Raw genomic sequence first — 16,651 nt, 5'->3', positions numbered from 1 at the left:
TAGTAAAACCGTAAATCAAAAACAACCTTGGCAGTAAACAAGAAAAATATAATGACCCGTTACTTCTTCGTAGTCCTTATCATGGGACTGATAGGAGTAGCTATTATCGTAAAAGGCGCTGTCATCATGTTTGCCGAGCGGCAATACTGGCAAGATGTCGCCTATCGTTTCGTAAAGGAGAATGTCACGGTGAAACCCAACCGTGGCAACATCCTCTCGTCAGACGGCAAACTGATGGCAAGTTTCTTGCCGGAATACCGCATCTACATGGACTTCAAAGCGGGCGGCCAGAAGAAAGACACCATGCTTATGAACCATTTGGGCGAGATTTGTGAAGGGTTGCACCGGATATTTCCGGATAAAAGCGCCGCGGAATTTAAAAGGCATCTGCTGAAAGGACGCAAGAAAGGGAGCCGCAATTACCTGATTTATCCCAGACGTATCTCTTACATCCAGTACAAAGAAGTTAAAAGATTGCCTGTATTCAACCTGAACAAATACAAGGGCGGGCTGCACGTGCAGACTTACAACCAACGCAAAAAGCCCTTCGGCTCTTTGGCGGCGCGTACATTGGGAGACCTCTATGCCGATACGGCACAAGGGGCGAAGAATGGTATCGAACTGGCTTTTGACACCCTGCTGAAAGGGCGCGATGGCATTATCCACCGCAAGAAGGTAATGAACAAATACCTAGACATAGTAGATATCGCCCCCATAGACGGTTGCGACATTGTCTCCACCATCGACGTAGACATGCAGGACATTTGCGAGAAGGCATTGATAGACAAGCTGAAACAGTTGAATGCCAGCGTAGGCGTTGCCGCACTGATGGAAGTACAGACCGGAGAGGTTAAAGCCATCGTCAATATGATGAAAGCGGGAGACGGCAAGTATTACGAAATGCGCAACAATGCCATCAGCGATATGTTGGAACCGGGCTCTACATTCAAAACCGCTTCCATCATGGTAGCCCTTGAAGACGGAAAAATCACCCCGGACACCGAAGTGGATACCGGAAACGGCATCATGATGATGCACGGTCGTCCGATGAAAGACCATAACTGGCATCGGGGCGGATATGGCAAGATTGATGTGACACGTATTCTGGAGGTATCGTCCAATATCGGTGTCTCTTACCTTATTGACAAACATTACGGAAGTAACCCGCAAAAGTTTGTAGACGGATTGAAACGTCTCGGCATAGACCGTCCGCTCCAGTTACAGATTGCCGGAGAGGGAAAGCCTAACATCCGTGGTCCGAAGGAACGTTATTTCGCCAAGACCACCCTGCCCTGGATGAGTATAGGTTACGAGACGCAAGTGCCGCCGCTGAATATCCTGACTTTCTACAATGCCATTGCCAACAACGGCATAATGGTACGCCCGAAGTTTGTGAAAGCGGCAGTGAAAGACGGTGAAGTGGTACGTGAATTTCCTACGGAGGTCATCAACCCTAAAATCTGCTCGGACAATACGCTGGCACAGATACGGGAAATTCTGCACAAGGTAGTCTCCGAAGGTTTGGCAAAACCCGCCGGGAGCAAGCAGTTTGCCGTAGCCGGCAAGACGGGCACGGCGCAGATTTCGCAAGGTGCCGCCGGATACAAAGCAGGACGGGTAAACTATCTTGTAAGTTTCTGCGGATACTTCCCGGCAGAAGCGCCCAAATACAGCTGCATCGTTTCCATACAAAAACCGGGACTTCCCGCATCGGGCGGTCAGATGGCAGGTAGCGTATTCAGCAAGATAGCCGAGAGGGTGTATGCCAAGAACCTGCGGTTTGACATACGCAGTGCGATAGACAGCACCACAAACGTAATCCCTACGGTAAAGGCGGGAGAAATGAACGAGGCGTTACGTGTGCTCAACGAGTTGGACGTTCCGGTACAGAAACAGTTTGAGGTACAAAAAGGGAAAGAAACATGGGGGCACAGCCAGGCGGCACCGTCTGCAGTCATCCTACAAAACAAGAAGCCCTCTTCCGGCACAGTGCCCAGCGTAGTGGGCATGGGTGCCAAAGATGCCGTCTATCTGCTGGAAAGCAAAGGACTCAGAGTACGGCTAAACGGCATGGGCAAAGTGAGAAGCCAGTCCATTGCAGGTGGAAGCCGGTTGGTAAAAGGTCAGACCATAACCTTGACGTTGCATTAATAAACAGATGCTGAAAATAAGATATGTCATTGATTACCTGCCATTCAGAACACAGCGAAGAATGACAGATAGTATAAGATAATGAATCATTAATACTTAAAGAATATACATTATATATAATAAGGTATGAAATTAAGCGAACTATTAAAAGCGATACAACCGATACAGATTATCGGCAACACAGAAAAAGATGTGACAGGAGTAAACATCGACTCCCGTTTGGTTGCAGCCGGACATTTATTCATGGCAATGCGCGGCACACAGGCCGACGGACACACATACATCCCGACAGCCATTGAGAAAGGTGCTATAGCTGTGCTGTGCGAAGAAATGCCGAAGGAGCTCAATCCTCATATCACATATATCCAAGTAAAAGAGAGCGAAAATGCGGTAGGCAAGGTTGCCACTACTTTCTATGGCGACCCGACCTCCAAGATGGAACTGGTAGGGGTGACCGGCACTAATGGCAAAACAACTATCGCCACCTTATTATATAATACGTTCCGCTACTTCGGATACAAGGTCGGGTTGATTTCCACCGTATGTAACTACATTGACGACCAACCCGTTCCGACCGAGCACACCACTCCGGATCCGATTACCCTGAACCGCCTGTTGGGCGAAATGGCAGACTCCGGATGCAAATACGCATTTATGGAAGTCAGTTCCCACTCCATCGCCCAGCAACGCATCAGCGGCCTGAAGTTTGCCGGCGGCATCTTCACCAACCTTACGCGCGACCATCTGGATTATCACAAGACTGTCGAAAACTATCTCAAGGCAAAAAAGAAATTCTTCGACGATATGCCGAAGGGGGCTTTCAGCCTAACCAATTTGGATGATAAGAACGGACTGGTGATGACCCAAAACACACGTTCGCACGTATATACTTATTCATTGAGAAGCCTCAGCGACTTCAAAGGCAGAGTGCTGGAGTCTCATTTCGAAGGCATGTTGCTCGATTTCAACAACCACGAACTTGCCGTACGCTTTATCGGCAAGTTCAATGCCTCCAATCTTCTTGCCGTGTTCGGTGCTGCCGTGTTATTAGGCAAGAAAGAAGAAGACGTACTCGTCGCTTTGAGCACGTTACATCCGGTTGCAGGTAGATTCGACTCTATCCGCTCTCCGAAAGGCATTACAGCCATTGTAGACTATGCCCACACTCCGGATGCCCTGGTAAATGTATTGAATGCCATCCACGGCGTACTGGAAGGTAGAGGGAAAGTAATTACGGTAGTCGGTGCCGGCGGTAACCGTGACAAAGGTAAACGCCCCATCATGGCTAAGGAGTCCGCCCGTTTGAGCGACCGCGTTATCATCACTTCCGACAATCCCCGTTTTGAAGAGCCGCAAGATATCATCAATGACATGCTGGCAGGCTTGGATAAGGACGACTTACAAAAAACCGTCAGTATCACCGACAGAAAAGAAGCCATAAAGACCGCTTACATGCTGGCACAACCGGGAGATGTCATTCTCGTAGCCGGCAAAGGGCACGAAAATTATCAGGAGATAAAAGGAGTGAAGCACCACTTTGACGATAAAGAAGAGCTGAACAAAGTTATGGGATATTAATGAGTACCGATTGATAATAAAAAGCATAGCCGATTAATTTTCAAATAAATAACTTACAACATACAACAAATAAAGAGATGTTATACTACTTATTCCAATGGTTAGACAAATACGACTTCCCCGGTGCGGGCATGTTCGGTTATACCTCTTTCAGAGCGTTGATGGCTATTATCCTTGCATTGCTCATTTCGAGTATCTGGGGGGATAAATTCATTAATCTGTTAAAACGTAAGCAAATCACCGAAACGCAACGGGATGCCAGCATCGACCCGTTTGGTGTAAACAAAGTGGGGGTGCCGAGCATGGGTGGAGTAATCATTATCTTTGCCATTCTGATTCCCTGCCTGTTGCTGGGCAAGTTGAGCAACATCTATATGATTCTGATGCTTATCACTACCGTCTGGTTAGGTTCATTAGGGTTTGCCGACGATTACATCAAGATATTCAAGAAAGACAAGGAAGGATTACACGGCAAGTTCAAGATTATCGGTCAAATAGGGCTTGGACTTATCGTAGGGCTTACGCTATATCTCAGCCCGCAGGTGGTTATCCGTGAAAACATCGAAGTGGAGAAGCCAGAAGGCATTGAAGTAGTGCATGCCGCCAAAGAAATCAAGGCGACACAGACTACCATTCCTTTTTTCAAAAGCAACAACCTGGACTATGCAGACCTCGTATCCTTCATGGGAGAGCACGCACAGACAGTCGGCTGGATATTGTTCGTGTTCGTTACAATTTTTGTTGTAACAGCCGTATCCAACGGTGCCAACCTGAATGACGGTATGGATGGTATGGCAGCGGGCAATTCTGCCATTATCGGTCTGACTCTGGGTATATTGGCATACGTATCCAGCCACATCGAATATGCCGGCTATCTGAACATCATGTATATTCCGGGTTCGGAAGAACTGGTTATCTTCATTTGTGCCTTCATCGGTGCAATGATCGGTTTCTTGTGGTACAACGCCTATCCGGCACAAGTGTTCATGGGCGATACGGGTAGCCTGACCATCGGGGGCATCATTGCCGTATATGCCATCATCATTCACAAGGAACTGTTAATACCTATTCTGTGCGGTATATTCCTCGTTGAGAACCTGTCGGTAATCCTGCAACGGGTATACTACAAAGCCGGCAAACGAAAAGGAGTGAAGCAGCGTCTTTTCAAACGGACACCGATACACGACCACTTCCGTACCAGCATGGACTTGATAGAACCCGGCTGCAAGGTAGTGTTCACCAAACCTGCACAATTGTTCCATGAATCAAAAATCACCATCCGGTTCTGGATTGTAACCATTGTATTGGCAGCCATAACAATTATAACGTTAAAGATAAGATAATAAGAAATGTTGGATTTCTGATTTTAGATTTATGATTTATGCGGAATACAAACGATAAATCAGAGACCTGAAATCTAAAATTTGAAATCATAATTCAAACAGTATGAGTAGAATTGTAGTTTTAGGAGCAGGCGAAAGCGGCGCGGGAGCTGCCGTACTTGCCAAAGTGAAAGGTTTCGACACGTTCGTATCCGACATGTCCGCCATTAAAGACAAATACAAGGAACTGCTGAACAAGCACGACATTGCTTGGGAAGAAGGAAAGCACTCTGAAGAATTGATACTCAATGCCGATGAAGTGGTAAAAAGCCCCGGTATCCCCAATGATGCTCCGCTGATTCTGAAATTGAAAGAAAAAGGCATCCCTATTATCTCCGAAATAGAATTTGCCGGACGCTATACAAACGCCAAGATGATTTGCATTACCGGTTCCAACGGTAAAACCACCACCACTTCACTTATTTACCACATCTTTAAGAGTGCGGGACTGAATGTGGGACTGGCAGGTAACATCGGCAATAGTCTTGCCCTACAGGTGGCAATGGAAAAGCATGACTATTACGTTATCGAACTCAGCTCTTTCCAACTGGACAACATGTATAAATTCCGTGCCAATATCGCCGTACTGATGAACATCACTCCCGACCATCTGGACCGATACGACCACTGCATGCAGAAATACGTAGATGCCAAGTTCCGCATTACGCAAAACCAAACGCAGGAAGATGCTTTCATCTATTGGAACGACGACCCTATCATCCGCAAAGAGTTGGAGAAACACGGGTTGAAAGCACATCCCTATCCTTTTGCCGCCGTAAAAGAGGATGGAGCCATTGCATACGTAGTAGACGGCGAAGTGGAAATCAACGAGCCTATCGCTTTCAATATGGAACAAGAGGAGCTTGCCCTGCGCGGAACCCACAACCTTTATAACTCGTTGGCAGCCGGCATTTCCGCCAACCTTGCAGGTATCAAAAAAGAGGATATCCGTAAAGCATTATCCGATTTCAAAGGCGTGGAGCACCGTCTGGAGAAGGTGGCGACCGTACGTGGTGTCCGGTTCATCAATGATTCCAAAGCCACCAACGTCAACTCCTGTTGGTACGCCCTGCAAAGCATGACAACAAAAACCGTACTCATACTTGGCGGCAAAGACAAAGGGAATGACTACACCGAGATAGAGGAGTTGGTACGCACCAAGTGTTCTGCCTTAGTCTACCTGGGACTGCATAACGAGAAACTGCACGAATTTTTCGACCGGCTGGGGCTGCCCGTTGCCGATGTGCAGACCGGCATGAAAGATGCGGTAGACGCAGCCTTCAAATTAGCCCAAAAAGGGGAAACCGTATTATTAAGTCCTTGTTGTGCTTCGTTCGACCTCTTCAAGAGCTATGAAGACCGGGGCGACCAGTTCAAGAAATACGTAAGAGAGTTATAAGGGACAAATGACTAATGGCGAGGTGATATCACACCGGTACATTAGCACGTTACTATATTGATTTATGGATTTACTAAAAAGCATATTCAAAGGAGACAAGGTAATCTGGATTATTTTCCTCTTCCTCTGCCTTATCTCCATCACAGAAGTGTTCAGTGCCGCCAGTACGCTCACCTACAAAAGTGGCGACCATTGGGGACCTATCACCCAGCACAGCATTATTCTGATGGTGGGTGCTGTGGTTGTGGTCCTTATGCACAACATCCCCTATAAATGGTTTCAGGTATTCCCCGTCTTCCTGTTGCCAACTTCCGCAATATTGCTGATATTGGTAATGATGATGGAACGCATCAATGGCGCCGCGCGCTGGATGACATTCATGGGCATACAGTTCCAGCCCTCGGAGATTGCTAAAATGGCGGTCATTATCGTCACGGCATTCATCCTCTCCAAAGGGCAAGACGAAGAGGGCGCCAATCCGAAGGCTTTCAAACGGATTATGATAATAACCGGAGCCATTTGCCTGCTCATTGTTCCGGAGAATTTATCCACAGCGGCATTGCTGTTCGGGGTGGTCTTTCTAATGATGTTCATAGGACGTGTCTGTGCAAAAAAGCTATTGATACTGATTGGCAGTTTAGCATCGGTAGGTATCATTGCCGTCACTTTCCTTTTAATGACAAAGAACAGCGATATACCTTTCCTGCACCGCTTCGACACATGGCGCGCCCGTATTGAGAAGTTTACGAGCGACGAGAAAGTTCCCGCCGCCAAATTCGACATAGACAAAGACGCACAGATAGCACACGCACGCATCGCCGTTGCCACCAGCAATGTTGTCGGCAAAGGTCCGGGCAACTCCGTACAACGGGATTTCTTGAGCCAGGCATTCTCCGACTTCATCTTTGCCATCATCATCGAAGAACTCGGACTAGTGGGAGGAGTCGTGGTTGTGTTCCTCTATATCTGCCTGTTGATACGTGTAGGGCGTATTGCCAAAAAATGCGACCGTACCTTTCCTGCCTTTCTCGTCATCGGAATAGCCTTGTTGCTGGTATCGCAGGCGGTTTTCAATATGATGGTAGCCGTAGGGTTGGCTCCCGTCACCGGCCAACCGTTGCCACTCATCAGCAAGGGAGGTACTTCGACGTTGATAAACTGCGCTTATATCGGCATGATATTGAGCGTCAGCCGCTATACGGCGAAACTGGAAGAGCAGCGGGAACACGATGCCCAAATCACCATGCAGGCAGAAACCGGCAGTGAAGACGGGAACGCTTACAGTGAAGCACAAAGCGCCGCAGAGCCCACAGCCAAGATGCTGAACAGTGATGCCGAATTTGAATAAGATGAATGATTAATAGCAAGTAAATAAACCCAGATATGGAAACAAAAAATAATAAACCACGCATCATCATCAGTGGCGGCGGTACAGGTGGACATATTTTTCCTGCCGTATCTATTGCCAATGCAATCAAGGAGTTGCGCCCGGACGCGGAAATCCTGTTCGTAGGCGCAGAGGGACGCATGGAGATGCAACGCGTACCCGATGCCGGCTACAGGATTATCGGCTTGCCCGTAGCGGGTTTCGACCGTAAACACCTGTGGAAGAACTTTGCCGTATTGGTGAAGCTGGTACGCAGCCAATGGAAAGCTCGCAACATCATCAAGCAGTTCCGTCCGCAGGTGGCGGTAGGTGTAGGCGGTTATGCCAGCGGTCCCACCCTGAAAACAGCAGGGATGATGGGAGTGCCCACTTTGATACAGGAGCAAAATTCATACGCAGGCGTCACCAACAAGCTGCTTGCCCAAAAAGCCTGTAAGATATGCGTTGCCTACGAAGGCATGGAAAAGTTTTTCCCCGCTGAGAAGATTATCATGACCGGCAACCCCGTTCGTCAAAACCTGCTCGGACATTCGATATCCCACGAAGATGCCGTACGCTATTTCAGTTTAGATCCTTCCAGAAAAACTATCCTGATACTGGGTGGCAGTCTCGGGGCACGGACCATCAACCAGACGCTAACCGCCGGTCTTGACACCATCCGAAAAAATCCCGATATGCAATTCATCTGGCAAACGGGTAAAATATACATCGACCGGGTAAGAGATGCCATCACCGCAGCAACCGGTGAAGCCGTGCGACATCCGCATATCAACGCCATCCCCAACCTGTACGTGACAGATTTCATCAAGGATATGGCAAGTGCCTATGCCGCTGCCGATTTGGTTATCTCCCGTGCCGGTGCCGGCTCTATTTCGGAATTCTGTTTACTACACAAACCCGTGATTCTTGTCCCATCGCCCAATGTAGCAGAAGACCATCAGACCAAGAATACGCTGGCACTCGTCGACAAAGACGCTGCCATCTATGTAAAGGACGCGGAAGCCGAGGAGAGACTTCTGGATGTGGCGCTGAAGACGGTGAAAGAAAGTGGCAAACTGAGAGAATTGAGTAACAACATCGCCCGATTGGCATTGCCGGATTCGGCAACAGTCATTGCCAAAGAGGTGCTAAAACTTATTAAATAACAAGTACATGAATATAGAAAACATACAATCCGTTTACTTCGTCGGTGCCGGCGGCATCGGCATGAGCGCGCTGATACGTTATTTCCTCTCCAAAGGTAAATTTGTGGCAGGATATGACCGTACGCCAAGCGAACTTACCGGACATCTGATTGCAGAAGGTGCACAAATACATTATGAGGAAGACGTTGACCTCATCCCGGAGAATTGCAAGAACTCCCAAAGCACACTGGTTGTGTATACCCCTGCCATTCCCCAAGAACACGCCGAACTGACCTACTTCCGGGAACATGGTTTTGAAATACATAAACGCGCGCAAGTATTAGGCACGATTACCCGTAGCAGCAAGGGACTTTGCGTTGCCGGTACTCATGGAAAGACCACCACAAGCACAATGGCGGCACATTTATTTCATCAGTCGCACGTAGGTTGTACGGCTTTCCTCGGTGGCATTGCCAAGAACTACGGAACGAACCTGCTCTTATCGCAGGACAGCCCGTATACCGTAATCGAGGCAGATGAGTTCGACCGCTCATTCCATTGGCTTTCTCCCTATATGAGCGTCATTACCTCCGCCGACCCCGACCATCTGGATATATACGGTACGCGCGAAGCCTACCTTGAAAGCTTCCGCCACTACACCACCCTTATCCAGCCGGAAGGCGCACTGATTATCCGTAAAGGCATTGCCTTGCAGCCGGACGTGCAACCGGGGGTAAAAATATATACCTACTCACGCGATGAAGGAGATTTCCATGCAGAAAACATCCGCATCGGAAACGGTGAGATTTTCATCGACTTCGTTGCTCCGGACACCCGCATCAATGACATCCGGCTTGGCGTCCCCATCGGCATCAACATAGAAAACGGTGTGGCAGCTATGGCGCTTGCACACCTGAACGGAGTTACTGATGATGAAATCAAACAAGGAATGGCAAGCTTCCGTGGAGTAGACCGCCGTTTCGACTTCAAGATAAAGACGGACAAACTCGTATTCCTCAGCGACTATGCCCACCATCCTGCCGAAATCGCACAAAGCGTGAAGTCTATTCGCGAACTCTATCAGGACAAGAAGATAACCGCCATCTTCCAACCTCATCTCTATACACGTACCCGCGACTTCTACAAGGACTTTGCAGATAGCCTTTCAATGGCGGACGAAGTAATTCTGACGGAAATCTACCCTGCCCGCGAACAACCCATTCCCGGTGTCAGCAGCCGTCTCATCTATGACAATCTGTGCCCGGGCATCGAAAAGCGTATCTGCAAAAAGGAAGACATACCGGAACTGCTTTCGAAGAAACCTGTCGAAGTATTAATCGTGCTGGGAGCCGGCGATTTAGACAACTATGTGCCTTCCATCACCCAATTGCTCGAACAGCGCAGCTAATAATTATATAGAGTGAATTATAAAATAGCAAATAACAAACAAGCCTATGATTAAACGGATTCTGCTTTCCATTGTCCTGTTGCTCGTCCTTGCCTATCTGGTCGTGGCCGTTACCGCTTTCAACCGAAAACCGGCAAGCCGGATGTGCCATGACGTGGAACTGGTAATTAAAGACATGGAATATGCCGGGTTCATCACAAAAAAGGAAGTGATTGCCATGCTGAAAAAGAAAGACAGTAACCCCATAGGCAAAAACCTGGACCGTATCCGCACCAAGACATTGGAACAGATACTCTCCAAGCATCCGCTCATTGACGAAGTTGAATGCTATAAAACCCCGAGCGGCAAACTATGCGTCGAAGTGACCCAACGCGTTCCTATCCTGAGGATAATGAGTGCCAAAGGCGAAAACTACTACCTGGACAACAAAGGCACAGTGATGCCACTCGACACAAAGTGTATCGCGCACCGCGCCATTGTGACCGGAAATGTAGAAAAGTCGTTTGCCATGAGGGATTTATATAAGTTTGGTGTATTTTTGCAGAAGAATTCGTTCTGGGACGCACAAATCGAACAGATTCATGTATTGCCCGGCAGAAACATTGAACTGGTGCCTCGTGTAGGCGACCACATCATCTACCTTGGGAAACTGGACGACTTCGAACAGAAGTTGAAGCGGGTAAAGATATTCTATGAAAAAGGCTTAAATAAAGTAGGCTGGAACAAATACTCCCGTATCAGTGTTGAATTTGGTAACCAGATTATCTGCACGAAAAGACAATAAAGGAAGGAAGCTATTGCTTGATTATCCAAATAGCCGGATAACTTTCTTTCATTGCCGTGCAGCAAACAATAAACCGTAAAAGTAAAATAGTAAATAAAATAATTATGGCAACAACAGATTTCATCGCCGCCATTGAGTTGAGTTCTTCCAAGATTTCCGGCATTGCAGGAAAGAAGAACAGTGACGGAAGCATCCAGGTGTTGGCTTATGCGCGTGAAGATGCCGCCTCGTTCATCCACAAGGGCATCATCTACAATATTGACAAGACGGCACAGGCATTGACTTCCATCATTAACAAACTGGAAGGCCAGCTCAACAACTCCATTGCCAAAATATACGTAGGCATCGGCGGACAGTCATTGCGCACAGTAAAAAATGCGGTGAGCCGTACGCTGGATGAAGAGGGCATCATCTCGCAAGAGTTGGTAGACTCTATCTGCGACGAAAACCTTGAAGTGCCGTTGGCAGACATGAGCGTGCTGGATGTCGCCCCTCAAGAATATAAAATAGACAACAATCTCCATGCCGACCCGGTAGGAGTAACCGGACAGCATATCACAGGCCAATTCCTCAATATCGTGGCACGTGCCTCGCTCAAGAAGAATCTGGAACACAGTTTTGAGCAGGCAAAGGTAGAGATAGCCGACCTGCTCATCGCCCCGATAGCCTTGGCAAATGCCGTTCTGACGGAAAACGAAATGCGTTCGGGATGTGCATTAGTGGACTTCGGTGCCGATACGACTACTGTTTCGGTCTACAAGAATAACATTCTCCGCTACCTAAGCGTATTGCCGCTGGGCGGAAATACCATTACCCGTGACATCACATCGCTACAAATGGAGGAACAAGATGCCGAACGGTTGAAATTGCAATACGGTAACGCCCTTTACGAAGAGGAGGAAGAGGGTGAAACTCTCGCCGCATGCACATTGGAAGACGGACGTGCCATTGAACTTGCCACGTTGAACAATATTATCGGAGCGCGCACCGAGGAGATCCTTGCCAACGTATGGAACCTGTTGCAGTTCTCCGGTTATGAAGACAAACTCTTCTCCGGAGTAATATTCACCGGTGGCGGGGCAAACCTGAAGAGTATTGAAGAAGTTTTCCGCAAACTGAGCAAAACAGAGAAAGTAAAAACGATACGTTTCGTTCATAACACCATTCACGGTTTCAACGATGTGCTCGTAAAGGACGGCATGCAGAACACCCTGCTCGGACTTCTCGCCGCAGGTCACGAAAACTGCTGCCTGCAAGAGGAGAAAACAGCACAGCCTGCGGGCAATCCTACGCCCAAACCCGTGGATATGTTCGACAACGACGAAACTCTGAAGGAACAAGAAGCCGCTGCCCGTGCTGCCAAAGCACAACGTGAGAAAGAAGAGAGGGAACGCAAGGAAAAAGAACGCAAAGAGCGGGAACAGAAAGAAAAAGAGAGAAAGAAGAAAAAAGGTCCCAGCTGGTTTGAAAGAATTGGAGACAAGCTTTCCAAAGAAATCTTCTCGGACGACGACATGAAATAATTGATTTACTTATAAATTTTGAATCTTGAATTGGATGCGCACCACACTGCATAGCAATTCATAATTCATAATTCAAAATTCAGAATTATGGACGATATAGCACAATTCGATTTTCCGACCGATTCACCGAAAATCATCAAAGTCATCGGTGTGGGTGGCGGTGGTTGCAACGCCGTCAGCCACATGTACAATGAAGGTATAAACGGTGTCTCTTTCATGGTTTGCAACACTGACTCGAAGTCACTGAACGACTCTCCCGTCCCCAACAAGTTACAGTTGGGTAAAGGGTTGGGAGCCGGAAACGATCCCAAGAAAGGACGTGCGGAGGCGGAGAACAGCACGGATGAAATCAAAGAACGCCTGAGCGACGGCACACAGATGGTGTTCATCACCGCCGGTATGGGTGGAGGAACCGGAACGGGAGCTGCCCCCATCGTAGCGAAAGTGGCAAAAGAGATGGATATACTGACCGTAGGTATTGTCACCATTCCCTACCAGTGGGAAGCCGACAAAAAAATAGACCAGGCGCTGGACGGTGTGGAGGAAATTAACAAACATGTGGATGCATTGATTGTCATCAAGAACGACAAATTAAGCGAGATCTACGGCGAAATGGACTTTGAAGAAGCCTATGACCGGGCAGACGATATCGTGCTCGTGGCAGCCAAGAGCATTGCCGACATCATCACCATGCACGGCAAAATCAACCTCGACTTCAACGATGTGCGCACCATCCTCAAAAACGGTGGCGTAGCAATCATGGGAACCGGCTACGGCAGCGGTGAGGGGCGTGTGAGTAAGGCGATACTGGATGCCCAGACTTCACCGTTGCTCAACAACAACGACATCTTCAATGCCAAGAAGGTGGCATTCTGCATCTCCTACAGTTCGGAACACAAACTGATGATGAGCGAAATGGAAGAAGTACGCGAGTTCATGAGCCGCTTTAGCCGCGACATTGAGACCAAACACGGAGTGGAAAAGGACGAGAGCCTGGGTGACAAGGTAAAAATCACCCTGTTAGCCACTGGTTTCGGCATGCAAGATATCCATCTCAAGGAAATGGACGAACGGATTGCCACCCAGACCGAAGAGGAACTGGAACGAATCGCCGAAGAAGAAGAACGCAAACGGAGCCGCCGCGAACGCTATTACGGAAAGGAAATCAACAGCAGCACACCACGCATGCGCCGCCGCCACGTCTATCTCTTCAATCCTGAAGACTTGGACAGCGCCGACATCATCAGTATGGTGGAGAACTCGCCTACTTACATGCGCGACAAGAGTTCCCTCGCCGCAATCAAAGCCAAAGCGGAAGAGACCAGTATACTTGCTACCGAAGAAGCCCGCGAAGCCGAAAGCAGCGGCAGTAACGTAATTACCTTCTAAACCGCACCGATGCTGTAACAACCCAAGAAATTCATAATTCATTATTCACAATTACAACATGGATTTATTCGAAAGAGTCAGCGAAGACATTAAAAACGCAATGAGAGCCAAAGACAAAGTGGCTTTGGAAACTTTGAGAAACATCAAAAAAGTATTCCTCGAAGCAAAAACCGCTCCGGGAGCCAACGATACCCTGACCGATGCCGATGCCCTGAAAATCATTCAGAAACTGACAAAGCAAGGCAAGGATGCTGCCGAAATTTATGTACAGCAAGGACGCCAAGACCTTGCCGATACAGAGCTGGCACAAGTGAAGGTCATGGAAGCCTACCTCCCCAAGCAAATGTCGGTCGAAGAACTGGAAGTTGCCCTGAAGGCAATTATCGCCGAAACAGGTGCCACCGGCGGCAAAGACATGGGCAAAGTGATGGGCGTAGCCAGTAAAAAACTTGCCGGACTTGCCGAAGGACGTGCCATCTCCGCCAAAGTAAAAGAGTTGCTGGGATAAAGGGCTTTCCCGACACGGATATATATGAAGCCGTACTTCGAGCCGTTCTCCACCAAAAGGAACCGGCTGGAAGTACGGCTTTCTGTTCCGCGCTATCGCCTGCAGACGGTAGTTCGCAACTTCTCTCGTACCATCAGCCAAAGTGTTACAAAGTATGGAACACTTTATAGCTCAGAACAAAACTCAATCGAATAATTCTTTCAGGACTTCCAAAGACTTCAATACGGGAAAATCAGGCAAATGCAAACGATAATACTCGTTCATTACCGTCAGGCAGCGGGCACGTTCCGAACGATTCATAGCAAAAAGATGCATGGTTTCATAATTCATACGCATCAGTCCCGTCAAGCGCGATGCCTCTTCCGGTCCTATATAGTCAGGATGCGCCTGCGGACGCAACGGAGTAAAACCGGCACTCCGCAAATCAAAATAATCACCGCTGTGATAATCTTCCAAGTTCGGATACAGACCGAGAAAGCGCGACAAGCGCATCAAAAAAACCAAATGAAAATTGGAAAAACCACTGCGGCATTCGTCTAACCAAACAATAGAATGCTGCAAATAGGCAAATAAAGGACGGTTCTCCGCTTCCTCGCGCAAGGCACGATACAGGAATTCGGACAGAAACAAAGCAATGGCAGACTTATAGGGGTCGTAAGGAATAGACGTAAAAGGACAAAAAGATTTCGCCTCTTTCACCTTATATATAGTGGCATTCGGTCGGAAATCCGCTTCCAACTCCACTAAAGAGAGCGGCTGAAACAGCACTGACTTCACCGTAGCCTTGCGCGAACGGGACACCGGCACCAAGAAAGATGCTCGCCCGGACACCTCGGTATAGATGTCCACAATGATGGAAGTATCCTTATACTTCAACGAATGTAGTACGATTCCTTGCGTTTTCTGTAGCATTTCCGTTCACTTATCAAGTTTCAAATCGGCTAACAAAGCTACAAAAAAAGCATGAAACTACGGAAAACATAGCAAAGGAATAAAAAAAATGCGGTAAAGGACAAAAAATTAAAACATCATTACCATATTGATTATCAATTAATAACACTAAAAACAGAGTTAACCACAGAAAAAACCACGTAATTTTTTTATTAGAAATGTTTGCCAATTAAAAAATAGTTTCTACCTTTGCAACCGCAAACGAAAGGAAAAACGGTTGCAAGAGCGGAGACGCTCACCAATAAGGATGGCCCGTTCGTCTATCGGTTAGGACGCAAGATTTTCATTCTTGAAAGGGGGGTTCGATTCCCCCACGGGCTACAATTAAAAAGATAAACGAATTAAAAAAGATTAGTCGAGATGGCAAATCACAAATCATCACTGAAAAGAATCAGACAAGAAGAAACAAGAAGACTTCACAACAGATATTATGGCAAGACCATGAGAAACGCTGTTAGAAAACTTCGCGCAACAACTGATAAAACAGAAGCAGTTGCAATGTATCCGGGCGTTACAAAGATGTTGGACAAGTTGGCTAAGACAAATGTAATCCACAAGAACAAAGCTAACAATCTGAAATCTAAATTAGCTCTCTACATCAACAAGCTCGCTTAATTAGAAAGATTCAAGAAAACCAATATAGAGCAGGCTGAACTTAAAAAGTTCAGCCTTTCTTGTTTTCTTTGACGGACCATGCAGCACACCCGGCCGCGAAAACAGAGAATCCGCTCCCCATCCTTCATTTTTTCACCCTTTATTCTTCGCCGAATCGACAAATATCACTATATTTGCTCTGTTATTAAAGTTAGAAAGACAATTATGAGCGAAGAACAAATCACTCCCAATAACGGGTCTTATTCTGCGGATAGTATCCAGGTATTGGAAGGTCTTGAAGCAGTAAGAAAACGCCCTGCGATGTACATCGGCGACATCAGTATAAAGGGACTCCACCACTTGGTATACGAAATCGTTGACAACTCTATCGACGAAGCATTGGCGGGTTATTGCAGCCACATCGAAGTGACCATCAACGAAGACAATTCAATTACAGTACAGGACAACGGACG

The 16,651-nt window shown here is 47.5% G+C and carries 14 protein-coding genes and 1 tRNA gene; 14 read left to right on the top strand and 1 reads right to left on the bottom strand.

Features of this window, described 5'->3' with window-relative positions; all coding sequences use genetic code 11:
* Nucleotides 1-51 precede the first annotated feature (51 nt).
* The 11 genes from QZ327_RS05325 (at nucleotide 52) to QZ327_RS05275 (ending at nucleotide 14,633) form a co-directional block, all read left to right on the top strand.
* Nucleotides 52-2,151 carry a penicillin-binding transpeptidase domain-containing protein gene (locus QZ327_RS05325; protein ID WP_294617743.1) on the top strand — a complete coding sequence of 700 codons (2,100 nt, stop codon included), beginning with the start codon at nucleotides 52-54 and terminating at the stop codon, nucleotides 2,149-2,151.
* A gap of 126 nt (nucleotides 2,152-2,277) precedes the next feature.
* Complete coding sequence (locus tag QZ327_RS05320; protein ID WP_294617742.1) at nucleotides 2,278-3,729, top strand: UDP-N-acetylmuramoyl-L-alanyl-D-glutamate--2,6-diaminopimelate ligase; 1,452 nt, start codon at nucleotides 2,278-2,280, stop codon at nucleotides 3,727-3,729.
* 77 nt (nucleotides 3,730-3,806) lie between these two features.
* Nucleotides 3,807-5,072 carry a phospho-N-acetylmuramoyl-pentapeptide-transferase gene (mraY, locus tag QZ327_RS05315; RefSeq protein WP_294617741.1) on the top strand — a complete coding sequence of 422 codons (1,266 nt, stop codon included), beginning with the start codon at nucleotides 3,807-3,809 and terminating at the stop codon, nucleotides 5,070-5,072.
* Between the two features lie 103 nt (nucleotides 5,073-5,175).
* On the top strand, nucleotides 5,176-6,510 hold the full coding sequence (gene murD / locus QZ327_RS05310; RefSeq protein ID WP_294617740.1) for a UDP-N-acetylmuramoyl-L-alanine--D-glutamate ligase: 1,335 nt from the start codon (nucleotides 5,176-5,178) through the stop codon (nucleotides 6,508-6,510).
* Between the two features lie 64 nt (nucleotides 6,511-6,574).
* Nucleotides 6,575-7,858, top strand: a complete 1,284-nt coding sequence (locus QZ327_RS05305; RefSeq protein ID WP_294617739.1) for an FtsW/RodA/SpoVE family cell cycle protein — start codon at nucleotides 6,575-6,577, stop codon at nucleotides 7,856-7,858.
* A 35-nt stretch (nucleotides 7,859-7,893) separates the two neighbouring features.
* Nucleotides 7,894-9,042 (top strand): undecaprenyldiphospho-muramoylpentapeptide beta-N-acetylglucosaminyltransferase, encoded by a 1,149-nt coding sequence (gene murG / locus QZ327_RS05300; RefSeq protein ID WP_294617738.1) that lies wholly within the window; start codon nucleotides 7,894-7,896, stop codon nucleotides 9,040-9,042.
* Nucleotides 9,043-9,049: 7 nt separating this feature from the next.
* Nucleotides 9,050-10,429, top strand: a complete 1,380-nt coding sequence (murC, locus tag QZ327_RS05295) for a UDP-N-acetylmuramate--L-alanine ligase (RefSeq protein WP_294617737.1) — start codon at nucleotides 9,050-9,052, stop codon at nucleotides 10,427-10,429.
* Nucleotides 10,430-10,475: 46 nt separating this feature from the next.
* Entirely contained in the window at nucleotides 10,476-11,213 is a 738-nt protein-coding gene (locus QZ327_RS05290; RefSeq protein WP_294617736.1) for a cell division protein FtsQ, read from the top strand.
* Between the two features lie 104 nt (nucleotides 11,214-11,317).
* Entirely contained in the window at nucleotides 11,318-12,736 is a 1,419-nt protein-coding gene (gene ftsA / locus QZ327_RS05285) for a cell division protein FtsA (protein ID WP_294617735.1), read from the top strand.
* Nucleotides 12,737-12,823: 87 nt separating this feature from the next.
* Entirely contained in the window at nucleotides 12,824-14,125 is a 1,302-nt protein-coding gene (gene ftsZ, locus QZ327_RS05280) for a cell division protein FtsZ (RefSeq protein ID WP_294617734.1), read from the top strand.
* A gap of 58 nt (nucleotides 14,126-14,183) precedes the next feature.
* Nucleotides 14,184-14,633: a GatB/YqeY domain-containing protein gene (locus QZ327_RS05275; RefSeq protein ID WP_294617733.1), complete on the top strand. Its 450-nt coding sequence runs from the start codon at nucleotides 14,184-14,186 to the stop codon at nucleotides 14,631-14,633.
* A 183-nt stretch (nucleotides 14,634-14,816) separates the two neighbouring features.
* Here the strand turns inward: QZ327_RS05275 and recO are convergent, their stop codons facing one another.
* Nucleotides 14,817-15,545 (bottom strand): DNA repair protein RecO, encoded by a 729-nt coding sequence (gene recO, locus QZ327_RS05270; protein WP_294617732.1) that lies wholly within the window; start codon nucleotides 15,543-15,545, stop codon nucleotides 14,817-14,819.
* 288 nt (nucleotides 15,546-15,833) lie between these two features.
* Here recO and QZ327_RS05265 point away from each other — a divergent pair.
* The 3 genes from QZ327_RS05265 to QZ327_RS05255 all read left to right on the top strand — a co-directional run.
* A tRNA-Glu gene (locus QZ327_RS05265) sits at nucleotides 15,834-15,905 on the top strand.
* Nucleotides 15,906-15,944: 39 nt separating this feature from the next.
* Entirely contained in the window at nucleotides 15,945-16,199 is a 255-nt protein-coding gene (rpsT, locus tag QZ327_RS05260) for a 30S ribosomal protein S20 (protein ID WP_294617731.1), read from the top strand.
* A 204-nt stretch (nucleotides 16,200-16,403) separates the two neighbouring features.
* Nucleotides 16,404-16,651 (top strand): ATP-binding protein (locus QZ327_RS05255; protein ID WP_294617730.1); only part of this gene is annotated, 248 nt, incomplete at its 3' end.

Origin of the sequence: uncultured Bacteroides sp., assembly GCF_910578895.1 — a bacterium.
GTDB lineage: Bacteria > Bacteroidota > Bacteroidia > Bacteroidales > Bacteroidaceae > Bacteroides.
This window is presented reverse-complemented; position numbering and strand designations above follow the sequence as displayed.